A 22,254-nucleotide genomic window follows, 5' to 3' on the forward strand; every position below is an offset into this window, starting at 1 on the left:
ATCAAAATGAAGGAGGAAGTCAAATGGTAGTAGGCACACAAGCTAGAAGTGTAGATTTGGTCGTGATTGGTTCAGGACCGGGAGGATATGTCGCAGCCATTCGTGCGGCAGAACTTGGGCAAAAAGTGGTAATTGTCGAACGTGATTTTATCGGTGGAGTCTGTTTGAATGTCGGTTGTATTCCGTCAAAAGCCTTGATTAACGCAGGACACGCCTATCATGCCCAAGTGCATGACACAGCAACGATTATGGGTGTTCACTCAAACGGTGCTACGCTTAACTGGGAAGAAACACAAAAATGGAAAAACGAAAAAGTGGTCAAAACTCTCACAGGCGGAATTGAAATGTTGCTCAAAAAACGCAAAATTGAAATCTTGCGTGGCGAGGCTCGGTTTAATGACAATCAAGTGATTAACGTGATTGAGGGTGAAAATTCTCATCTTTTGGAATTTAAGTCGTGTATTATCGCAACAGGAAGTCGCCCGATTGAAATTCCGAATTTCAAATTTACAGGTCGCCTCGTCAACTCCACAGGAGCATTGAATTTACCAGAAGTACCCAAACATCTTGTGATAATTGGTGGTGGGGTCATCGGTAGTGAGCTTGCAGGAGCATATGCGAATCTCGGTGCAAAAGTGACGATTTTAGAAGGATTGCCACATATTTTAAACGGATTTGACAAAGAAATGATAGATGTTGCAGCAGCTGAGTTTCAAGAAAAAGGTGTAGAAATCATCACAAGTGCCATTGCCAAAAAAGCTGAACAGAGTACGGAGAATGTCGCAATTACCTATGAGGCAAATGGAGTGGAAGAGACAATAACAGCAGATTATTGCCTTGTTTCTGTTGGACGGAAACCAAACACAGACGAAATCGGCTTGAACAATACAGATGTGAAATTGACAGACAGAGGGCAAATCATTGTCAATGACCGTCAGCAAACAAGCGTTTCTCACATTTATGCGATTGGAGACGTGGTAGCAGGTCCCATGCTTGCACATAAAGCAAGTTATGAGGCGAAAGTTGCTGCAGCGAATATCGCAGGAGAAGACGTGCTAAATTGTGCGGTGGCAATTCCTGCAGTTGCCTATTGCGACCCAGAACTTGCCACAATGGGCGAGACTCCAGAGAGTGCCAAGGAAAAAGGTTTGAAGGTGATGATTGCGAAATTTCCATTTGCCGCCAACGGTCGAGCGATTACGATGAATGCCACACGTGGATTTATCCGCATTGTCAGCGACAAGGAAACAAAAGTGATTATTGGGGCTCAAATTGTCGGTCCCGGAGCAAGTGATTTGATTAGCGAGTTTGCTCTTGCCATTGAAAACGGCTTGACAAGCGAGGACATTTCACTCACTGTTCACCCGCATCCAACGCTTGGTGAGGCGATTATGGACACGAGCGAACTAGCAGACGGCTTGCCGATTCACATATAAACGTAGTAAAAAATATCAAGTTGTATTTTCAGAGTACAGCTTGATATTTTTTATGGGCACCTCTAAAAACTCCGCTTAAGACTAAATTAGCTAGTTTTTCGATTTTCGAGGAAATCGACGAAAGCTATGTGGTTCATAGAAAAGCGAAGAGGGGCGAACAGGAGTTTGTCGTAGTGAGTCACAGCATTTATTTACTGGAAACGAAGTTTCCAGTGCTGTTGCGAACAGCGACCAAACTCCTGCCCCTCGTAGCTAGACAAGGTTGAGGAGATTGACGAAGAAAAACGGAAAACTAGCAATTTAGGATAAGTGCGAGTTTTTAGAGGTGCCCTTATTCTGTAACAGATTCCCTGCAAAATAAATTTTGTGGTAAACTATGATTATTAGGGACAATAAAACAAAGAACTGGAGTTTTTAGGGGGCTTTTTATGAAAATAAAAAAAGAAATACAACATTTCGTGTTTCCACTCATCGCAATGAATTTTTTGCAAATGATAATCTCGCAAATTTCACTCTCCATTGTAGCAAGAGATTCGATAGAGTCGCTAAGTGGAATCAATACAATCGAAAGTTTTTTATATGTAATGGGTGGAATTTTAGGGGCATTCAACTACGCATTTAATATTAGAGGAGCAAAAGCAATAGGAGAAGGAGAGGAACGCAAATTTAGAGAATATTTGGTTTCTTCTCTAAAACTTGATTTCTATATTGGGATTCTTTTTATGCTCTTGACAATCATTGGAGGAAGGATATTTCTCCAACTTGTCTATGGATTTAAAGGTGAGTTATTAAATATATCTACTATTTTTCTTTTGATTATGTCGCCCTATATTTTATTTGTGCTTTTGATGTTTACACTATCAAATGTGATCAAAATAGAGAAAAAAACGAAGTGGATTTTCTCATTTTCCATAGGAACGTCTCTTTTGCAAATAGGATTGAATATTTTATTTGTAAAAATTTTTGACTTGTCCGTCATCGGTGCAGGTGTATCTTCCATTTTAGCATTAGTTGCTTTACTAATTTTATATTTTCTATTAGTGAGGAAAAAAGTTCTTGCATTGAAATTCAAAAATGGAAATAAAGTGAAAGAACTCTTGAGTTTTGGTTTCCCTTTAATGTTACAAGATATATTAGAGGGAGTGTTATTTATCATTGTATTTGAGGCGATTGTTGCGAGATTAGGGGTGAATGTATTAGCAGTTTATGCCATTGCCGTTCAAGTATTCGCTCTTGTCAAGTTGCCAACACTCATGTATGGGCAAGCAATTTCAATTTTCGTTCCAGAATCCATAGGGGAAAAAGATGATAGAAAAGAGAAAAAGATTTTCTATTTTTCCTTGAAGAACGCAACGCTATTTTATATCGTCCTGTCCGTTCTATTTTTTGCCACATCTGAAAAAATAGCCATGATTTTTAGTACAGATAAAGTAGTGATAAAAGAATTTTCATCCTATCTAGGTGTTATTCTACTTATAATGATGTTTACCCCAATCTATGAGCTTGGAAAATATTTATTACAAGCCAAAGAGAATCATACTTTTGTTTTAAGAATGACAACGATTGTAAATATAGTAACATTGTTATTCATGATTTTGCTAAAAAATATGAATGTTATTGGGTTTATAGGACTATATTGTTTAAATGGATTGAACTTTTTTCTATTAAGTATTTTGTTTTTATGGAAATACAAACAACTTTAGAGGTGCCCTTTAAAAAATATCAAGCTGTATTCTGAAATACAACTTGATATTTTTTAGAGTTGCTCATATCTTAAAATTTGAGATTTTGCGTACTCAAAATATTCATCGAGAGCTTGTGTTGCCGTGTCATAATTTCCTTTGCTTGCCTCATCAATCAATTTTTGAAAGAAAAGAATGGTGCTTTTTGTCTTTTCCTTGTCCGCATTTTCGACATTGGTTACTTTTCGATACAACGAAGAAGTGATTTGTCTTGCCCACAAATCTTCATAAGTAGCAAGAAGAAGTTGATTTTCAAGCATTTCCATTATTTTTAAATAGACTTTTGTCATTTGATTGATGTAACGAGCATATTCGTTTTTGCAACGATATTCTTTTGCTAAATCTAACTGTTCTTGAATTTCTTTAGATTGAAATTTCCTTTCGCCTTTTTTCGCAAGCTGAAGTGCCTCTTTCATCCACAAAACAGATATTTGCGTAAGTTCTAACAATTCATGATTGGAGGCATTGCGTAAAAGAAACCCTCGATTTTTTCTATACGAAATTAACCCTTCTTTTTCCAAAATTTTTAAAGCTGAGCGTACAGGTGTTCGGCTCATGTTTAACTTTTTAGAGAGAGTTGCCTCAGAATAAAGCTCATCAGGTGAAAAAGAACCGTAAAGAATTGATTGTTTGATTGTGATATAAGCAGATTGTTCGTTTGAATGTTTCATTTTTTCACCTCGGCATCAAATTTTTGGCATTTACAATTTTTTCGTAAAGTTTACGAGAACTTTACGAAAAGTAGACGGATTTTATATAGTAGAGTAGTACACTACTCAGTAACAAGTGGTAAAACATGAGGTTTTAAAGGTACCCTTATTATACTACTTGAAAAGAAAAAAATCTATATGAGGTGAAATGATGAAAATTTCAAAAGTATTTTTAGTAACATTGGCAACGCTAGGGAGTGCAATGTTAGCAGGTTGCAGCCAAAAAGAGTCTGCAAGTACAAAAAAGGTAGAAGAATTGACAATTGTGCAAATGCAAGATGAAAACAACCCCAATGCTGGAGAAAAAAACGAGGGGTTTAGGAAGGATATGGAAAAATCCTTAGGAATAAAAATCAATGAAGCAGAAGGAATGGAATATTCTGTTGGCATTGAGGCGATGAAAAGTGGAAAAATTGACGTATTGCTTGTAACGCCCATGAGTTATTGGCAAGCAAAAGAAGTTGCGAATGCAGAACCTCTCGTTACCACCACATCAATGGGAAGTACACCGTACAAAACGGTCTTTATCGTAGGGAAAAAGGACACAAAGACAAAATCGCTGGAAGATTTGAAAGGGAAAAGTTTTGCATTTGTTGACCAAGCCAGTTCAAGTGGCTATATGTATCCAAAATCAACGCTCATCAATCAATTGAAATTAGAGTCAGACAAACTAGAAAGTCCGGGATATTTTTTTAAAAACGTAGCATTTTCAGGGAAACACGACTCAAGCATTATGGGAGTGGTCAAAGGAGATTATGATGCAGCTGCAGTTGCCGCTCAAATTATCCCTCAATTAGTACAAGCGGGCATGATAAAAGAAGGAGACATTCGCCAAATTGCTGAAACAGAAGAAATTCCTAATGCGGCATTTATTGTCCGCAGTGACTTGCCAAAAGAAACGAAAAAGAAACTCAAAGAGTTTTATTTGAACTATGAAAACAAAGAGTATTTCAAGACTTTTTATGGCAGTGAGAGCGTTCGTTTTACCGAGGCGAAAGATAGCGACTACGAGTCAACGAAAAAAATGCTTGAGGCATTGAATATCAAGGGAGAATAAGCATGGCAAAAGAATTACTAAAAATTACTCAATTAAAAAAGAAGTATGACAAAGAAATTTATGCTTTAAAAGGAATTGATTTGTCTATTAACGAAGGGGAATTTGTCGTTGTTATTGGACCAAGCGGTGCAGGCAAGTCTACCTTTATTCGCTCCATTAATCGCATGATTGATTTGAGCGAGGGGAGTATTCTCTTTGACGGTGTGGCAATGGAAAAAGTAAAGGGAAAGAAATTGCGTGAACAACGTGCCAATATTGGCATGATTTTCCAGCACTACAATTTGATTCATCGGAGCAACGTCATCAAAAATGTGTTGCATGGCAGATTAGGGAAAGTTCCATTTTTCAAAAGTTTATTTGGTCTTTATTCTGAAGAGGACAAACAAGAGGCTGTTCGCTTGTTGAAAAAAGTAGGGTTAGAAGAGCAAATTTACAAAAGAGCAGGGCAACTTTCTGGCGGTCAAATGCAACGAGTGGGGATTTGCCGTGCAATTATGCAAAACCCGAAACTCATTTTAGCTGACGAACCCATTGCCAGCCTTGACCCAAATTCTGCAAAAATTATTATGGAACATTTGCAGACGATTACGAGGGAAAGAAAAATTACTTGTATCGTCAATCTCCACCAAGTAGATTTTGCCAAAGAATATGCGACAAGAATTATCGGAATCAAAGCAGGAAAAGTAGTCTTTGACGGTGTGGCAAGTGATTTAACAGAGGAGGTTATCTCGGATATTTATATTGGAAAAGAAGAAGAGATGACGCTACAAGTAGAAAATTCAGAGATAGGAAGGTTTGCATATGGAGAGGGCTAATCAATTGATTTTCAAGGAAAAGAAAAGACAAAACCGTGTGTTTTTATTTGGCGTAATTGCTGTTGTTCTCTTTTCATTTGTGTATTTAGATGTAAATATATTGGAGATAATCGTTGCACTTCCGTCGTTTGTGCAATTTATCGTTAGTCACTTTATTCCAGCGAATTTTAAAAATATCGCAACTTACGCTCCGCTTATTCTTGAAACGATACTATTTGCGGTTGTTGGGACATATTTTTCCGCTTTTCTAGCGTTTTTCTTTGGACTGCTAATGAGTGAGCAAACGAATCCGATTTTACCACTTCGTATGTTTGTTCGCATTTGTATTTCTTTATTGAGAAATATTCCTGTTCTCGTGTGGGCAAGCCTATTGGTTTATATTTTCGGTATTGGGAATATGGTCGGTTTACTAGCGTTAATTTTTGCGACAATTGGCTTTTTATCTCGCTCTTATGCGGATTCCATTGACGAAATCGGATCAACGAAGTTAGAGGCATTAAAATCTAGTGGTGCAAGTTTTATGCAGGTTTTGGTGCATGGTTTACTGCCAGAATTTATTCCTTCGTGGATAAACTGGACATTGTTTTCGTTTGAAATCAACATTCGTGCGTCTGCAATACTAGGAATGGTGGGAGCAGGTGGCATTGGGATTATGATTCAAACAAATATCCGTTTATTCAAATACCATGAGGCATTTTCACTGATTATTGTTTTGGTTGTCATGGTTTTGCTAACAGAATTTGTAGTCAGTCAAATTCGGAAAAAAGTGAGCTAGGAGGGAAAAAATGAACGCAAAAATTGCTTTGTCAAGAAAAAAAGAAAAAATCGCCAACTTCTCCATTGTACTCGGATTGATTTTGTTATTTTTGGTAAGTATTTACTCGTTGAAACTCGATGTTGCAACATTTGTTCAACGATTCACGGGAGCAAGCGAGATAGTAAGCAAATTTATGAGAGTTGATTTTTCAGAGCTAAACGCTATTCTCTTTGAATTGTTCACCTCCATTTGTATGGCGATATCGGCATTATTTTTAGGTTTTGTTTTCTCTTTTATTTTAAGTTTTTTAGGAGCAAGCAATACTTCGCCATTTCCTTTATTTTCTGCTATTATTAAAGGAGCAGTCGGGATTGTTCGAGCGATACCTGCGTTAGTTTGGATTTTAATTGTCGTTGCAAGCCTTGGTTTTGGCAATACTTCGGGAGTAGTAGGGTTGGTGATTCCAACGGTAGGTTATTTGACCAAATCATTTATCTCTTCTATCGAAGAACAAGAGCAAGCGATTATTGAAACCATGCGTTCAACAGGAGCAAGTTGGCTACAAATGATTACAGAAGGACTCTTGCCGGGACTTGCCACTTCGCTACTTTCGTGGACCTCTATTCGCCTAGAGTCAAATATTGCAGAATCTATCTCTCTAGGAATGTTAGGAGCAGGTGGCATTGGAATGCTCTTAATGAGGGCAATCAAAAAATACGATTATGCGACAATTTCGACCATTATACTTTTTATTTTCGTTACCATGCTGATTGTAGAATTATCCGTCGGCAAACTAAAAAAAACAATTCGTTAGGAGTGGAATTTTGAACTATTTGACCAGACTACCTTTAGAAGGAACATTTAACACAAGAGAATTAGGTGGAATATCCGTAGAAAATGGCTACACGAAATGGCAAACTTTTTTAAGAAGTGACGAATTAAGCAATTTAACCACTTCAGATGTGCAATACTTAGAGAAATATGGCATTCGCACGATTATTGATTTACGAACGCTAGAGGAAATGTCAGCAGAACCGACACCGAACCTAGAAAATATCCAAATTCATCACGTGCCACTTTTCGTTGAGGACATTGCCGATATGACAAAAGACGTTGCAAAAGATGAGAAAATGTCTTTGGCAGATTTGTATTTACATTTTGTAACCAAAGGAAAAAATAGAATTTACAAGATTATCGACCTTATTTCAACATCTAAGGGAGGTTTATTGTTTCACTGTGCTGCTGGAAAAGACCGCACAGGAATTATTGCAGCGTTACTTTTGAGTATTGCAGGAGCAAGTCGCAGCGATATTGTAGCAAATTATCAGACGACATACACTTATATAAAAGAAAATCCAAAATTTCAAGTGAATGAAAACTCACACATTCCCGTACATTTTCTTTATTCTCAATCGAAAAGTATCGAAACACTACTTGACTTTTTAGAAAAAGAATACGGCGGAGTGAAAAATTACTTATTAGAAATCGGCATAAGTGATGAACAGATGAAGAAAATCGTAGATAATTTTGTTTGTGAAAATGTATAAAATAGGAATGAAAAAAGCGAATGGTGGATTGTTTTGTTCGCTTTTTTTGTTATAGTATGTAGTATAAAGGAACAAATAAAAGCGAAGAGGGGCGGTTTGAAGTCTGTGGCAGTGAGCCACAGCATTTACTTGCTGGAAACGTAGTTTCCAGTGCTGTTGCGAACAGCCACCAGACTTCAGCCCCTCGTAGCTAGACAAAGGAGCGAAACATAAAATGAACTATACTCAAATCAAAACAAAGGAAGAATTAAACATTTTACTTCCGCTTATTCAAGAGATTTGGCAAGATGTTTTTGTGAGCATTATCGGTCAAAAACAAGTAGACTATATGCTCATTCATTATCAAGGGGAAAAGGCAATTCAAGAGGAAATGGAAAATGGTAGCGTGTATTACCTCATTGAGCATGAGGGCGAATATATCGGTTATTTTGCTTATGAATTAGAGCAAGAACACTTATTTATCAGCAAACTCTATCTAAAAAATTCCATGCGAGGCAAAGGGATTTCAAGTACTTGTTTTGCATTTTTTGAAAAAATCGCAAAAGAAAACAACAAGGAAAAGCTATTTCTCCACGTCAACAGAGGCAATCATCAAGCAATTGACGTCTATTTACACAAAGGATTTAAAATTGTCCAAGAAGTAGACACACCATTTGGAGATTTTGTGTTAAATGATTATTTTATGGAAAAGGATGTCTGAATGAGTAGAACTCTATCATTTGCCACTTTCTCAAATCTTTAGTAAAATGGAAAATGAAAGATTGTATGTAGACAATTCAAGTTTACATGAAAGTGAGGGATTCACATGGGATTTACAGATGAAACAGTACGCTTTGAATTTGATGATTCAAGTAAAAAGGAAATTAGTGAAACATTATCCACCGTTTATTTTGCATTGAATGAAAAAGGATATAACCCAATTAATCAAATCGTTGGTTATTTGCTAAGTGGCGACCCTGCCTATATTCCACGCTATCAAGATGCTAGAAATTTGATTCGCCGTCATGAACGTGATGAAATCGTCGAGGAATTGGTGAAATTTTATCTAAAACAACAAGGAATTGATGCAAGATGAGGATAATGGGATTAGATGTCGGCAGTAAAACGGTCGGTGTTGCAGTAAGCGATTTGTTCGGCTGGACGGCACAAGGTGTTGAAATTATCCGTATCAATGAGGAAAACGAAGATTTTGGCTTTAATCGCTTGAAAGAGCTGATTGACGAATACAAAGTTGAAAAACTTGTGATTGGTTTGCCAAAAAATATGAACAATACGATTGGTCCTCGTGCAGAGGCGAGCATGAGTTATGGCAAACGAGCAAGTGAGCTTTTTTCACTTCCAGTAGAGTACCAAGACGAGCGTTTGACGACCGTTCAAGCGGAAAAAATGCTCATCAATGAAGCAAACACGAGCCGTGCCAAACGTAAAAAAGTGATTGACAAATTGGCAGCAGTAATGATTTTACAAAATTATTTAGACAAAGTAAGTAAATAGAATAAGCGAGGAAATAAAATGAGTGAACATAATCACGAACACGACACAATTACATTAGTAGATAACGAAGGAAATGAGTATCTTTACGAAGTCATTATGCGTATTGACGGCTCTGAAAACTTCGGGAAACAGTACATTTTGGTAACAGAGGCTGGCGTAAGCGAGGATGAAGAGTCAGAAGTATATGCTTACTCTTATACTGAAAACGAGGACGGTACTCAAGGAGAGTTACAACCTGTTGAAACAGATGAAGAATGGGATATGATTGAAATTACCTTCGAGGCTGGTTTTGAGGCTTTAGAGGGTGAAGAATAAAAGATAAGCTATAAGGTGCTAAGAAATTTTTTTAGACCCTATAGCTTTTTTTGTGTGTAAAAAAGCTAACGCATTATTCTCAAAAAAAATAGTTTAACCTATCCAATTTGAGAATGAATTTTATAACAAAGGAAAATGAGGAAAAATAAAATATTTTTTTATACCTATGGAAAAAGCTAGGCAAATCAAAGTGGTATAGACCGAAAGGGCGAAAATGGAATATAAAAAATAACGAACAAATAAAAATTCAAGCGTTTTTTGCTAGACATTTTGATGTAAAGATAAAACTATATAGACAAGGAAATAGACTTCTTTTCATTATTTTTTTCATAGAAAAAATAAAAAAATTATATAAAAAATCTTGACATAAAGATTAAGAAAGTTTATAGTTAGATTTGGAAAGGATTACATGAAGTTTTACTTAAATTGTAAAAATCCTTCGTCATAAAATGCTTCAAATTTCAATTGTCGAAGAGGAAAAATTCAATGATTGATTGCGAGAGTTACTTTCGCTTATGAGGTGAAAAAATAGAAAGAGGTGCAAAATTATGGAAAATATGGAAGTAGTAATGGGCATTATCATGAATGCTGGAGATGCAAAATCAAGTGCTGTTGAGGCGATTCAAGCAGCGAAAAAAGGTGAATTTGATCTTGCAGAGGAGCGTTTGAAACACGCAGGAGAAGCATTGGTAGGAGCACATCACTCGCAAACAGAGATGCTTACAAAAGCAGCTCAAGGTGAAAAAATCGAAATCGGGATTTACATGGTTCACGCACAAGACCATTTGATGACTGCGATTGCGTTTACAGATTTAGCAAAAGAATTTGTAGAGCTTTACAAAAAATTAGCATAGTCTTTTCACTACATTCTTCGATATGAAAGCTATTTGTTTTTTTGAACGGAGGCAAATAGCTTTGATATAAAATAACTTTTTTCTATAGGAGGAAAAAACAATGAACGGATTGACAAATTGGTTAGAGAGAACACTCATGCCTGTTGCGTCAAAAATTGGACAGCAACGTCACTTAGCAGCATTGCGTGATGCCTTTCTAGCAATCTTACCAGCTACTATGGTAGGTACGATCGCAGTTGCGTTGAACGCATTGCTAGGAACTTTCCCGAATTCTATTTTACAAGCAATGGGGAAAGAGCCGAACTTTGATGGTTCAACAATTCCTGTAATCAAACAAATCATGGCAGTTGATGGTGTGGTTTGGCAAGGAACATTCGCTATTATTGGTCTTTTATTTGCAGCAGCGTGGGGATTCCACCTTGCGAAATCTTATGATGTAGAACCTTTTACAGGTGCTATCGTATCAGTAGGGACATTGTTTGCAGGTTTAAACACAGCAACTTCTATTGTTCTTGGATTTGCAGCTGACCCTAAAACAATCAAACCACTTCCAACAGGAGATGCTTTAGCTGAGGCTACTGCAAAATTCGAGGCAGGAAAAACTTTTATTGAACAATTAAAAACTGCACTCGAAGCTGGTGGTGTAACAGGTGTTGATGCTACTGGTGCAGTTGGCGGGTTGAACATGGGGCAACTTGGAGCAACTTCTTACTTTGCAGTTATGATTATGGGTGGTATTGCGGTAACAATTTATGCCAAAATGGCACAAACAAACATCAAAATCAAATTGCCAGAACAAGTACCACCAATGGTATCTCGTCCTTTCGAGGCAATTATTCCAGCAGCAGCAGCATTATATGGAGCATCAATTATTTACTATGTAGTGCAATTAGCAACGAAAAAAGATGTAATGACATTAATTGCAGAATATATTGCAAAACCATTTACAGTTCTTTCTCAAAGTGTAGTTTCTGTTGTAGTAGTTACAGCAGCAGTATCATTGCTATGGCTTTGTGGTTTGCATGGTCCAAACGTATTAGGTGGTGTACTTGACGGAATTTGGTTACCACAACTTCTTGAGAACACAGAAAAATACAATGCAAGTGCAAAAACACAAGCAGCTATTTCAACAATGGTGAAAAATGGCGACTTGCACCTTTGGGTTCGTAACTCATTTGATATTTACGCTTGGATGGGTGGAAGTGGTGGAACAATTGTTCTTCTTGTAGCAATCCTTATCTTTAGTAAACGTGATGATTATCGTGCGATTTCTAAATTGGGTATTGGACCGGGATTCTTTAATATCAACGAACCAGTATTGTTCGGTATGCCAATCGTACTAAACCCAGTATTTGCGATTCCATTTGTACTTGCTCCAGTTGTTTCAGTAATCATTGGTTACGCAGCAACAGCAGCACACTTGGTAAATCCAGCCGTTATCCAAACTCCTTGGGTAACACCACCGATTATGAATGCTTGGATGGCAACTGGTTTTGACTGGCGTGCAGTTATCGTTTCAGCACTTTGTTTGGTAGTAGGATTTGTAATCTTCCTTCCGTTCGTTCTTGCTGCAAACAAAATGGAAATCCAAGACTAATCTTGATATAATCATAGGGGGAGCTTTCCCCCTATTTTCTTATTTTTAAGGAAAGGAAGAAGTATCATGAAAAATGGTCTAGCTTTAATTTCAGTTGGTTGTTTGATTTTTTTGGTGCTTGGTGTCAATCATAGCACAATGGAAGTCAACAATTTCGGAGTATTATTAACATCAGCGGTAATTGTTGGAATCGGTATTTTTCTAGCAATTCGTGATTATAAGAACAGAAAAGAGTGAATGTTGTTTGGAAGATTTAGACGGTAGAATATCAACTAAACTTCAGTACCTCGCACACGTAGACAAAGAAAAGCGAGAGGGCGTTCAGGAGTTTGCAACAGTGAGCCACAGCATTTACTTGCTGGAAACGCAGTTTCCAGTGCTGTTGCGAACAGCGACCCAACTTCTGCCCCTTGTAGCTAGACAAAGATAAGGAGATAAGAAGTCGTGAAAATAACAAGAGTAGTAAATGCACCGTCCGCTTTTATTTATGGAAAAATTGTCGATTCTTCTCTTTTTGATATTCGCAAACAAACAGGGAAATCACTCAACCAAAAGCAACTAGCGAATTTTGAATATGTTAAGACGTTTAACAAACACCAAAGTGCAAAAATTCGCATTACGGATGTAAAAGAAAACGAAACGTATGCTTTTGAAACGAGCAATACACGTAATCACTTTACAACGATTTATACGATTCGATCGCTTGATGAAACAAAATGCGAAGTTACCTTAGAGGAAAAAATGGTTTCGCACGGAGTTTTACAAAGTGCCAATGATATGATTTTTTCAGTTGTATTAGGTTGGCTAAAAAAGAAACAAATCCGTGTCATGCTTGATGCCATGGCAAAAGAGTATCAAGGATAGAGTTTACTTAAGGGCACCTCTAAAAACTCGCACTTATCCTAAATTGCTAGTTTTCCGATTTTCTTCGTCAATCTCCTCAACCTTGTCTAGCTACGGGGGGCAGGAGTTTGGTCGCTGTTCGCAATGCTACTTGAAACTTCGTTTCAAGCAAGTAAATAGCATGGCTCACTACGACAAACTCCTGAACGCCCCTCTTAGCTTTTCGATGAACCACATAGTTTTCGTCGATTTCCTCGAAAATCGAAAAACTAGCTAATTTAGTCTTAAGCGGAGTTTTTAGAGGTGCCCTTAAAGATTTTCTTAAGAATTTAAAAGTATATAGTTTTAAAGTCTATACATTACATTCATAAGTATGCTATAATAAACGAGAGGAAAACGATTTCTCTCGTTTTTCGAGTGGAAAAATTATAAAGCTACATGAAATGGTAAAAAAGCGAGTTTTTTAAAGAAAGGTTTTATAAGGAATAGAAAATCCTAAAAGACAAGCATTTACAAAGTAAATGCGAAGAAAAGACTTTGAGCGGGCGTAAGTTCGCTCGTGACCCTGCTTGGACGAAGCGATAGCGAAGTTCAAGTTTCAAGCTTTCATGACGTGAGAGCGTAGAAAGGAATGATTATAACAATGGATCATAAAGAATTAAAGCAATTTCCAAGTGATTTTCTCTGGGGAAGTGCAAGTGCAGCGTATCAAGTAGAAGGTGCGTGGGATGAGGACGGAAAAGGTGTTTCTGTCTGGGATAACTATGTTCGCATACCGGGGAAAACATTTAAAGACACAAATGGTGATGTGGCGGTTGACCATTATCATCGCTACAAAGAAGATGTAAAGCTCATGGCTGAGCAAGGGTTAAAAGCCTATCGCTTTTCAGTAGCGTGGACTCGTATTTTTCCAAATGGACGTGGTGAAGTGAATCAAAAAGGTTTGCAATTTTACGTGGATTTAGTAGATGAATTGATTGCACACAATATTGAACCTGTTTTGACTTTGTATCATTGGGATATTCCGCAAGCACTTCAAGATGAATATGGCGGGTGGGAAAGTCGCAAAATTATTGCAGATTTTAACAACTATGCGAAAACATTATTTGAAACATTCCGTGGGAAAGTGAAATATTGGGTGTCGTTAAATGAGCAAAATATTTTTACCGCACATGGCTGGTTAATGGGGATTCATCCGCCTGATAAAAAAGAGCCAAAACTTTTTTATGAGGTCAATCACATTGCCAATCTTGTCAATGCCACAGTGATTAACACGTTCCACGAAATGAAAATGGACGGAAAAATTGGTCCGAGTTTTGCATATAGTCCGCAATATGCACTGGATAGCAACCCGAAAAACATTTTGGCAGCGGAAAATGCGGAAGATGCTCTGTCTCATTTCTGGATGGACGTGTACTTGTACGGAGAATATCCAATCGCAATTTTCAACCGTTTAAAAGAGCAAGGAATTGCTCCAACGTTTGAGGAGGGAGATGCGGAGTTGTTGAAATCCGCTAAACCTGACTTTTTAGGCATTAACTATTATCAATCCAATACAGTGGCGTGGAATCCACTTGAAAATGGCGTTGGTATGGGTGAAATGAATACGACAGGTAAAAAAGGAACGAGTGGCGAAAGTGGGGAACCGGGATTATACAAACGTGTGGTGAATCCTCATGTGGAGCGAACAAACTGGGATTGGGAAATTGACCCGACAGGCATTCGTGTTGCCATGCGACGCATTACGTCACGTTATCGTGTGCCAATTTTGATAACGGAAAATGGTCTTGGTGAATATGACAAGGTAGAAGACGGGAAAATTCATGATGATTACCGTATTGATTACCTTTCTAAGCACGTCTCGGCAATTCGTGAGGCGATTAGTGACGGTGCAACAGTTTTAGGCTACTGCACATGGAGCTACACCGACCTTCTTTCATGGCTTAACGGCTACCAAAAACGCTACGGTTTCGTTTATGTCGACCAAGACGAAACGATGCAAGGAAGTTTGAAACGCATTCCGAAAGATAGCTATTACTGGTACAAAGATGTCATTGAGAAAAATGGTAGTGAAAATTAAAAAATTGAGTCGCTGAAGTTTCGGCGACTTTTTTTGGTGAGAGAATAGCAAAAGAGCATGGAAATCTCCCCATGCTCCATTTGTTACATTTGTGAAATTGCCCCAAGGACAACTCCTGCGATTGTTGCAATTAGCATTAGCACGACAACGACCATTGTTACTTTTTGAAAAGTAGATTTTTTCTTTGGTTCATTTCCTGTGTACAAACGAAACACCTCACTCATAATGATTTCCACTCTATTTTACACTAAAAAACGCCAACGCACATCAAAAGTTTCTTTTTTTCCATGAATATTTATCAAACCTTAAAGGTGCCTTTGTTTTTAAAACGAAAAGAATGTTTTGGATAGAATTTTTATTGAATCAAATGCAAAAAAATATGTTATAATACCTCTATATGCGTAAGTGGAGCGAGCCATTTCGTGTGATTATTGAATGGTAAGGAGGAGAAGGGTTGTCAATTCTTATTTTGTTGTTTTGGATTATTTTTCCTTTTATGGTGTTTATTGCCTCAAGTTTTCTTGTGGAAAAGTTTCATTTAAAAAAGAGGTTTAAAATCAAACCTGTGGACATTGCTCTGCCCTTGTTGTTTATTGGGATTCATGGTTTGAGTGCGTTCACGTATCAAGCGTCCATTGTGCCGTATTTTTTGATTTCGATTTTACTCCTAGGCATTTCGGTAGCATTTTTTCAAGCCTATTTTTATGAGGAAATTGTCTACCCACGTTTCATCAAAATGTTTTGGCGATTGAGTTTTTTGATGATTTTGCTTGTCTACGTTTTTCTTATAATCGCAAGTGTTGTGAATATGTTTGTGTGAAAACAAGACCTATCTAGTTTAAAAGATAGGTTTTTTTGTCGAAAAAAATTTGAAGACTTTTTGACAGCGGAAAGCGGTTTAAGTTGTCGTAATGACAAGGTTTTTCACAGTTTGTTCGGAATGGAACAAATGAAAATGAGGAAAAAATGGTGGGGAGAATAGATATTTTAGTGGTAGAAAGTGGGGGAATGTGGTAGACTATGGTTATTACGTGGAGAATTGGGGTGAAGTGTATGTTCATGGGTGAATTTCAGCATAATATTGATGCCAAAGGTCGTTTAATCGTTCCTGCAAAATTGCGTGACGATTTGGGCGATAAATTTGTTGTGACCAAGGGGATGGACGGCTGTTTATTTGGCTATCCAATGGATGAATGGACACGTTTTGCTGAAAAAACCAAGGAACTACCACTTTCACGTGCACAGGCTCGTCAGTTTACTCGTCACTTCTTTGCAAGTGCCAGTGAGAGCGAGCTTGACAAGCAAGGACGAATTAATGTACCACAATCGCTCAGAGAGTACGCAGGACTTGAGAAAAATTGCGTAATTGTCGGGGTAGATACACGGATAGAAATTTGGGATGCAACTCGTTGGGACGAAATCAACCAAGTTGCTGAGGAAAGTTTTGACGAAATTGCAGAAAATATGACGGAGTTTGGTTTTTAATCATAAGGAGTAATTATGAGTGAGAAATTTGAGCATTATACAGTCATGCTAAAAGAAACTGTTGATGGTTTAAATATAAAGAAAGACGGAATTTATGTAGATTGCACGCTTGGTGGAGCAGGTCATTCGGAGTATTTGCTGAGCCAATTAGGTGTTGGTGGGCATTTGTATTGCTTTGACCAAGACCAAAAGGCACTTGACCATGCGAAAGTGAGACTTGCTAAATATGTAGCAAACAATCAAGTAACGTTTATCAAATCGAACTTCCGAAATCTTAATGAAAAATTAAATGAATTAGGTGTTACAGGTGTAGACGGTATTTTATACGATTTAGGCGTGAGTTCACCGCAACTTGACGAGGCTGAGAGAGGGTTTAGTTATCATCAAAATGCCCCGCTTGACATGAGAATGGATACTGATGCTAAAAAAACAGCGTTCGATGTGGTAAACTCTTATCCATATGAGCAATTAGTGCGTATCTTTTTCCGATATGGCGAGGAAAAATTTTCTAAGCAGATAGCTCGTTTGATTGAACGCAAGCGAGAAACTCAGCCAATTGAGACGACAGGCGAGCTTGTTGAGATTATCAAAGAGGCGATTCCCGCACCTGCAAGAAGAAAGGGTGGACACCCAGCAAAACGCATTTTCCAAGCCATTCGTATTGAGGTCAATGATGAGCTGGGGGCAGAGGAACATTCTCTTGAGCAGGCAATTCAACGATTGAATGTAAATGGGCGAGTGAGTGTCATTACCTTTCATTCATTAGAAGACAGGATTGTAAAAAATATTTTCAAAGAATATAGCAAAGTTCAAGCAGATTTGCCGCCGAATTTACCTGTCGTGCCAGAAGAGCTGGCACCAATTTTAAAAACAATCACGAGAAAACCAATTCTTCCAAGTGAAGAAGAACTGGCAGAAAATAAGCGAAGTAGAAGTGCGAAGTTGCGAATTGCTGAAAAACTTCGTGAAATAAATTAAGGTTATCATTAAACTCAAAATAAAACTAGAAGGAGGAGAACAATGGCTCAAAGACAATTTGACTATGATTACGAAGATGAGTATCTATATGAAGAGTATTTGACGAATCTTGCTGCCAATGACGGCGAAGAAATGCCTTTGCCAAAAATTGAAGAAAAACCAGTCGTGACGCAAGTAACGCCAGAAATTGTTGCTCCACGTCCTTTTAAGAAACGGTTTAAAAATATTTCACGGCTTGAAAAAGTCTTGATTGCAACGATTATTATTGGTATGATTGCCTTTGGTGTGGCGACAATCTTTTTACGGACGAAAATTACTAGTGTTGTCAATCAAACGGTGAATGTTGAAGTTGAAAATCAACAGACAAAGGATAGAATCAACGAGTTACAACAACAAAGCAATGAATTATTGCGTGCAGAACGTGTGAAGCAGATTGCAGAAAAACAAGGTTTGACTGCAAATGATGAAAATGTAAAGAATGTGAAATAATCATGAGTATATTAAAAATAATACAACGTTGGAGTAATAAGAAAAACCTAGGTGTAAAAGGGAATCGTAAGAGAGTCGGGATTCTCTTTTTTACCCTATCTTTCTTTATCTTAGCAATCCTTATTTCTCGTTTTGTATGGATTGTAGAAGGTGGGAAAATTCAAGGTGTAGACCTTGGCAAGCAAACGGCTGCATTGTATAAAGGAACAAACGTTGTCAAAGCTAAACGTGGAAATATTTATGACCGCTATGGTCAACCGATTGCACAAGATGCCATGAGTTATTCGGTCTATGCGATTTTAAAGACGACGTATATAGGGGCAAACGAGGAAAAATTGTATGCCCAAGCCAAAAATTTTGACAGTATAGCAGATATTTTACATGACAAATTAGGCATGGACAAAACAATGGCACTTTCTCGTTTGCGTGTGAATGCAGGAAAAAGTCAAGACGAAGAACAATTTCAAGTGGAATTTGGTTCTTCAGGTCAAAATATTTCCCTTTCTACAAAAGAAGAAATTGAAAAAGAAATGGAAAAAAGAAAGCTGAAAGGCTTGTATTTTACTGAGCAACAATCTCGTATTTACCCAAATGGTGACTTCGCATCGAATTTTATCGGAGTGGCAAGTCAAAATGACGAAGGGCAAATCGTGGGAAAATACGGTTTGGAGGCGGCGTTTAATGACGTTTTACAAGGGGAAAATGGGACGGTCACCTATAAAAGAGACATTGCGGGCAATCCAATGCCCGGAACAGTAGCGAATAAAGTACAAGCAAAAGACGGGCAAGATATTTATACTACGCTTGACTCTAGGCTTCAAACGTATTTAGAGACTTTAATGGAACAAGTCAATAAAGAATACAAACCAGAGAATTTGACTGCTATTTTAATGGAGGCGAAAACGGGTGAGATTTTGGCAATGAGCCAACGACCAAGCCTTAGCCCAGAGGCAAAAGAAATTCCAAAAGATGCTGTTTGGCGAAATATGTTGGTAGAAGATTCGTTTGAACCGGGGTCTACGATGAAAATTTTCACCACCGCAGCAAGTGTAAATACAGGACAATTCAAAGCGAATGACACGTTTACAGCAGGTGAGATAAAAGTTTATGATCGAACGATTCGTGATCATGACTGGGGAAAAAATGGTCCGCACCCGCTCACGTACCGTCAAGCACTAGCGTGGAGTAGTAACGTTGGAATGGTGCATTTAGAGCAACGTTTGGGCAGTTTATGGCCTGCGTATCAAAGACGATTTTTATTTGGTTCCAATACGGATTCTGGCTTAAATATGGAAGTTTCAGGGTTATTGCCAGATGTTAACAGTCCTGTTGACCTTGCGATGAGTTCGTTTGGTCAAGGGATTAACGTGACGAATTTTCAAATGATGCGAGCATTTTCTTCGATTGCCAACAATGGCACAATGCTTCAGCCACATTATATTTCAAAAGTGGTGAATATAGACAAAAAAACGCAACAAATTGTAGAGCCAGAAATTTTAGGGCAACCTGTTACAAGCGAGACTGCTCATACTGTGTTGGAGTATATGGTAGACGTGGTCGAAGATCCGCAGTGGGGGTCTGCTCATTGGAAAGAAGGACCGATCTACAACGTGCCAAATGTTACGCTTTCGGCAAAAACAGGAACGGCACAAATTGGGGATGAGAAAAATGGTGGATATTTTGAAAGTAAATATATTAACTCCGTTGTTCTCATGGCACCAACGAATGAGCCAAAATATGTTTTATATGTGACCATGCGAATGGACGGTACAATGCCACCAGATGCAATTTCCAAACTTGCCAATCCAATGCTCAAACGTGCGTTGGAAAGTGAGGAAATGCCTGTTGACAATTCAAAAGGGAATATTGAAGACGTAGTGGTTCAAAAATACACAGGAAAAACAGCCAACCAAGCTGAAACACTTGCACGCAAACAATTGTTGCAACCAATCAGCCTTGGCGACGGAACGAATATTATTGCCCAATCGACCAATGCGGGAGCGAAACTTTTGCCAAATGCGAAGATTTTCTTTAAAACAGACGGTGATATGCTCATGCCAGACGTTACAGGCTGGAGTCGAGAGGACTTAGAGAAATTTGAGAAAATGGTCAATGTGAAATTGACGATTACTGGAGAAGGACGTGCTTATGGACAAAGCGTTGTCTCTGGTGAGAAAATCAAAGTGAGTCAAACAATTGAGATACAGTTAGGATAAAAATGTGGCTTGCTCAAAAACGTAGCAGAGAGGAAATGGAAAATGGTAGCTTTACGATGTATTTTACCGTTTGTCATCTCAATGGTGATAGTGGTAATGGTTTTACCATTGTTTATCCGATATATGCAAAGCAAGCAGTACGGTCAGACAATGTTAGAGGAATTAGAGGAGGCACACAAGGAAAAGCAAGGAACTCCTACAATGGGAGGAACAATTTTTCTTTTGGCGATTGCTCTTTCGACAATTGTTACAGCTTTTGTATGTGATGTTGTCAATATGCGTGTGATAATTTTGCTCTTTGTGCTTTTGCTTTACGGAGTGCTAGGATTTTTAGACGATTTCCTTAAAATTTTCAAAGGGCAAAATGAAGGGTTAACGCCAAAGCAAAAATTGCTCGGTCAAGTTTTAGGAGGAATTATTTTTTACCTCGTTTATTACAATGAAGGATTGCCAAGTACGCTGAATATCTTTGGCGTAGCAGAGCTTCCGATTGGATTTTTTTACGGAATTTTTATCGTGATTTGGCTTGTCGGCTTTTCTAATGCGGTCAATTTAACAGACGGTCTGGACGGCTTGGTGTCAATTAGTGGCACGATTAGCTTTCTTGCCTATGCAATCATCGCCGCACATCAAAAGCAGTTTGACGTGATGATTGTCTGTATTGCAGTAATGGGCGGATTGCTAGGATTTTTCCGTTACAATCACAAACCAGCAAAAATTTTCATGGGAGATGTCGGCTCTCTTGCTCTTGGTGGACTTCTAGCTGCCGTTTCAAGCCTTTTACATCAAGAATGGACGTTATTACTCATTGGTCTAGTGTACGTCCTTGAAACGCTCTCGGTTATGATTCAAGTAACGAGTTTTAAAACAAGAGGAAAACGAGTATTCCGCATGACCCCAATTCACCACCATTTTGAACTCGGAGGACTGACTGGTCACGGAGAAAAATGGAGCGAATGGAAAGTAGACATTGTCTTTTGGCTTTTCGGTGGTATCGCAAGTTTGGTAGCTTTGGCGATAGTGTTGGCTTAGAGGTACTTTTAAGAAACTTATCTTTTTGGGTAGGTTTCTTTTTGATAGAATAAAATTTTTTTCTACATTTCTATTGCAATTCCACCAAAGAAAGCATATACTATACTCAACAAGTAAATATCCCTTTAATTTAGTCCAGAGAGGCTGAGAAGGTGAGCATGAGTAATTCCCTTTGTAGAAGGGAATAGTCTAACTGTATGTAAATTCTTCCCACCTACTCAGGTGGGATTTTTTTATGGAGAATTTATAATTTAATGAAGGAGAGCAAAAAAATGGCAAAAGAAGTAGTAGATTCACAAACAATGAAACGTGCGATTACACGCATGACGTATGAAATTATTGAGCGAAACAAGGATATTGAAGACATAGTGCTTGTTGGAATTAAAACAAGAGGCGTATTTATCGCTCGCCGTATCGCAGAGAGATTGAAACAACTTGAAAAATTAAGTTTGCCCGTAGCAGAACTTGATACAAAACCTTTTCGTGATGATTTATCTGAGAAAATTGAATTAGATAGTTCTGTTGTACCAACAGAAATTGCTGGAAAAAATGTGGTGTTGATTGATGACGTACTTTTCACAGGTCGCACCATTCGTGCAGCTCTTGACGCTTTAGTGCAAAAGGGACGTCCGAGCAAAATTCAGCTGGCAGTGCTAGTGGATAGAGGACATAGAGAACTTCCGATTCGTGCAGATTATGTTGGGAAAAATATCCCTACTTCTCTAGCAGAGGACATTGTTGTCAAAATGGAAGAAGTTGACGGCGAAGATAGAGTATTAATTGATACAGTATAAAAACAATTCGGAG

Annotated in this window: 28 protein-coding genes; 25 read left to right on the forward strand and 3 right to left on the reverse strand. The window is 38.0% G+C overall.

The features are described from left to right. Positions 1-23: 23 nt before the first annotated feature. From lpdA to B5D30_RS01030, 3 genes are all read left to right on the forward strand, one after another. The gene (lpdA, locus tag B5D30_RS01025) at positions 24-1,436 is read left to right on the forward strand and encodes a dihydrolipoyl dehydrogenase (RefSeq protein WP_078806172.1); all 1,413 of its coding nucleotides are present in this window, start codon (positions 24-26) and stop codon (positions 1,434-1,436) included. A 128-nt stretch (positions 1,437-1,564) separates the two neighbouring features. After that, positions 1,565-1,702, forward strand: coding sequence for a hypothetical protein (locus B5D30_RS13360; RefSeq protein ID WP_159443153.1), 138 nt, complete (start codon positions 1,565-1,567; stop codon positions 1,700-1,702). A 162-nt stretch (positions 1,703-1,864) separates the two neighbouring features. Further along, entirely contained in the window at positions 1,865-3,139 is a 1,275-nt protein-coding gene (locus B5D30_RS01030) for an MATE family efflux transporter (RefSeq protein WP_078806173.1), read from the forward strand. 53 nt (positions 3,140-3,192) lie between these two features. On the opposite strand, the gene B5D30_RS01035 is transcribed toward B5D30_RS01030, so the two are convergent. Continuing rightward, entirely contained in the window at positions 3,193-3,849 is a 657-nt protein-coding gene (locus B5D30_RS01035) for a GntR family transcriptional regulator (protein ID WP_078806174.1), read from the reverse strand. Between the two features lie 187 nt (positions 3,850-4,036). Between B5D30_RS01035 and B5D30_RS01040 the strand changes: the two genes are divergently transcribed. The 14 genes from B5D30_RS01040 to B5D30_RS01100 all read left to right on the forward strand — a co-directional run bounded on the left by B5D30_RS01040 (position 4,037) and on the right by B5D30_RS01100 (position 13,188). Next, positions 4,037-4,945 carry a phosphate/phosphite/phosphonate ABC transporter substrate-binding protein gene (locus B5D30_RS01040; protein ID WP_078806175.1) on the forward strand — a complete coding sequence of 303 codons (909 nt, stop codon included), beginning with the start codon at positions 4,037-4,039 and terminating at the stop codon, positions 4,943-4,945. A gap of 2 nt (positions 4,946-4,947) precedes the next feature. After that, a complete protein-coding gene (gene phnC / locus B5D30_RS01045; protein ID WP_078806176.1) occupies positions 4,948-5,760 on the forward strand; it encodes a phosphonate ABC transporter ATP-binding protein in 813 nt (270 codons plus the stop codon). Continuing rightward, the gene (gene phnE / locus B5D30_RS01050; protein ID WP_078806177.1) at positions 5,747-6,535 is read left to right on the forward strand and encodes a phosphonate ABC transporter, permease protein PhnE; all 789 of its coding nucleotides are present in this window, start codon (positions 5,747-5,749) and stop codon (positions 6,533-6,535) included. The genes phnC and phnE overlap by 14 nt, the downstream gene beginning before the upstream one ends. 10 nt (positions 6,536-6,545) lie before the next feature. After that, positions 6,546-7,331 carry a PhnE/PtxC family ABC transporter permease gene (locus tag B5D30_RS01055; protein ID WP_078806178.1) on the forward strand — a complete coding sequence of 262 codons (786 nt, stop codon included), beginning with the start codon at positions 6,546-6,548 and terminating at the stop codon, positions 7,329-7,331. Positions 7,332-7,341: 10 nt separating this feature from the next. Then, positions 7,342-8,064, forward strand: a complete 723-nt coding sequence (locus B5D30_RS01060; protein ID WP_159443154.1) for a tyrosine-protein phosphatase — start codon at positions 7,342-7,344, stop codon at positions 8,062-8,064. 214 nt (positions 8,065-8,278) lie between these two features. Further along, positions 8,279-8,764, forward strand: coding sequence for a GNAT family N-acetyltransferase (locus tag B5D30_RS01065; protein ID WP_078806180.1), 486 nt, complete (start codon positions 8,279-8,281; stop codon positions 8,762-8,764). 105 nt (positions 8,765-8,869) lie between these two features. Continuing rightward, positions 8,870-9,139 (forward strand): IreB family regulatory phosphoprotein, encoded by a 270-nt coding sequence (locus tag B5D30_RS01070; protein WP_078806181.1) that lies wholly within the window; start codon positions 8,870-8,872, stop codon positions 9,137-9,139. Beyond that, complete coding sequence (gene ruvX / locus B5D30_RS01075; RefSeq protein ID WP_078806182.1) at positions 9,136-9,558, forward strand: Holliday junction resolvase RuvX; 423 nt, start codon at positions 9,136-9,138, stop codon at positions 9,556-9,558. The genes B5D30_RS01070 and ruvX overlap by 4 nt, the downstream gene beginning before the upstream one ends. Before the next feature lie 18 nt (positions 9,559-9,576). Next, positions 9,577-9,873, forward strand: a complete 297-nt coding sequence (locus B5D30_RS01080; RefSeq protein WP_078806183.1) for a DUF1292 domain-containing protein — start codon at positions 9,577-9,579, stop codon at positions 9,871-9,873. Positions 9,874-10,421: 548 nt separating this feature from the next. Then, positions 10,422-10,727: a PTS lactose/cellobiose transporter subunit IIA gene (locus B5D30_RS01085; protein WP_078806184.1), complete on the forward strand. Its 306-nt coding sequence runs from the start codon at positions 10,422-10,424 to the stop codon at positions 10,725-10,727. A gap of 100 nt (positions 10,728-10,827) precedes the next feature. Then, a complete protein-coding gene (locus tag B5D30_RS01090) occupies positions 10,828-12,324 on the forward strand; it encodes a PTS sugar transporter subunit IIC (protein ID WP_078806185.1) in 1,497 nt (498 codons plus the stop codon). Between the two features lie 66 nt (positions 12,325-12,390). Then, positions 12,391-12,561, forward strand: a complete 171-nt coding sequence (locus B5D30_RS13365) for a hypothetical protein (RefSeq protein ID WP_159443155.1) — start codon at positions 12,391-12,393, stop codon at positions 12,559-12,561. A 7-nt stretch (positions 12,562-12,568) separates the two neighbouring features. Further along, positions 12,569-12,754, forward strand: a complete 186-nt coding sequence (locus tag B5D30_RS01095; RefSeq protein ID WP_078806186.1) for a hypothetical protein — start codon at positions 12,569-12,571, stop codon at positions 12,752-12,754. Between the two features lie 14 nt (positions 12,755-12,768). Continuing rightward, positions 12,769-13,188 carry a DUF3284 domain-containing protein gene (locus B5D30_RS01100; RefSeq protein WP_078806187.1) on the forward strand — a complete coding sequence of 140 codons (420 nt, stop codon included), beginning with the start codon at positions 12,769-12,771 and terminating at the stop codon, positions 13,186-13,188. Between the two features lie 76 nt (positions 13,189-13,264). Here B5D30_RS01100 and B5D30_RS13370 read toward each other — a convergent pair whose 3' ends face one another. Further along, entirely contained in the window at positions 13,265-13,402 is a 138-nt protein-coding gene (locus B5D30_RS13370) for a hypothetical protein (protein ID WP_159443156.1), read from the reverse strand. A 408-nt stretch (positions 13,403-13,810) separates the two neighbouring features. Between B5D30_RS13370 and B5D30_RS01105 the strand changes: the two genes are divergently transcribed. Next, positions 13,811-15,247, forward strand: a complete 1,437-nt coding sequence (locus B5D30_RS01105) for a glycoside hydrolase family 1 protein (protein WP_078806188.1) — start codon at positions 13,811-13,813, stop codon at positions 15,245-15,247. An 83-nt stretch (positions 15,248-15,330) separates the two neighbouring features. On the opposite strand, the gene B5D30_RS01110 is transcribed toward B5D30_RS01105, so the two are convergent. Then, the gene (locus B5D30_RS01110; protein ID WP_078806189.1) at positions 15,331-15,471 is read right to left on the reverse strand and encodes a DUF4044 domain-containing protein; all 141 of its coding nucleotides are present in this window, start codon (positions 15,469-15,471) and stop codon (positions 15,331-15,333) included. A 230-nt stretch (positions 15,472-15,701) separates the two neighbouring features. Here B5D30_RS01110 and B5D30_RS01115 point away from each other — a divergent pair, with 230 nt between their 5' ends. The 7 genes from B5D30_RS01115 (at position 15,702) to pyrR (ending at position 22,241) form a co-directional block, all read left to right on the forward strand. Further along, on the forward strand, positions 15,702-16,067 hold the full coding sequence (locus B5D30_RS01115) for a DUF3397 domain-containing protein (RefSeq protein ID WP_078806190.1): 366 nt from the start codon (positions 15,702-15,704) through the stop codon (positions 16,065-16,067). Between the two features lie 233 nt (positions 16,068-16,300). Beyond that, positions 16,301-16,732 carry a division/cell wall cluster transcriptional repressor MraZ gene (gene mraZ / locus B5D30_RS01120; protein ID WP_078806191.1) on the forward strand — a complete coding sequence of 144 codons (432 nt, stop codon included), beginning with the start codon at positions 16,301-16,303 and terminating at the stop codon, positions 16,730-16,732. A gap of 15 nt (positions 16,733-16,747) precedes the next feature. Next, on the forward strand, positions 16,748-17,710 hold the full coding sequence (rsmH, locus tag B5D30_RS01125) for a 16S rRNA (cytosine(1402)-N(4))-methyltransferase RsmH (RefSeq protein WP_078806192.1): 963 nt from the start codon (positions 16,748-16,750) through the stop codon (positions 17,708-17,710). A gap of 42 nt (positions 17,711-17,752) precedes the next feature. Continuing rightward, positions 17,753-18,199 (forward strand): cell division protein FtsL, encoded by a 447-nt coding sequence (gene ftsL / locus B5D30_RS01130; protein ID WP_078806193.1) that lies wholly within the window; start codon positions 17,753-17,755, stop codon positions 18,197-18,199. Between the two features lie 2 nt (positions 18,200-18,201). Further along, positions 18,202-20,415, forward strand: a complete 2,214-nt coding sequence (locus B5D30_RS01135; protein WP_078806194.1) for a penicillin-binding protein — start codon at positions 18,202-18,204, stop codon at positions 20,413-20,415. A gap of 42 nt (positions 20,416-20,457) precedes the next feature. After that, on the forward strand, positions 20,458-21,447 hold the full coding sequence (mraY, locus tag B5D30_RS01140) for a phospho-N-acetylmuramoyl-pentapeptide-transferase (RefSeq protein ID WP_078806195.1): 990 nt from the start codon (positions 20,458-20,460) through the stop codon (positions 21,445-21,447). A 272-nt stretch (positions 21,448-21,719) separates the two neighbouring features. Continuing rightward, positions 21,720-22,241: a bifunctional pyr operon transcriptional regulator/uracil phosphoribosyltransferase PyrR gene (gene pyrR, locus B5D30_RS01145; RefSeq protein ID WP_078806196.1), complete on the forward strand. Its 522-nt coding sequence runs from the start codon at positions 21,720-21,722 to the stop codon at positions 22,239-22,241. Positions 22,242-22,254: the final 13 nt, after the last annotated feature.

Source organism: Pilibacter termitis, assembly GCF_900167335.1.
Lineage (GTDB): Bacteria > Bacillota > Bacilli > Lactobacillales > Streptococcaceae > Pilibacter > Pilibacter termitis.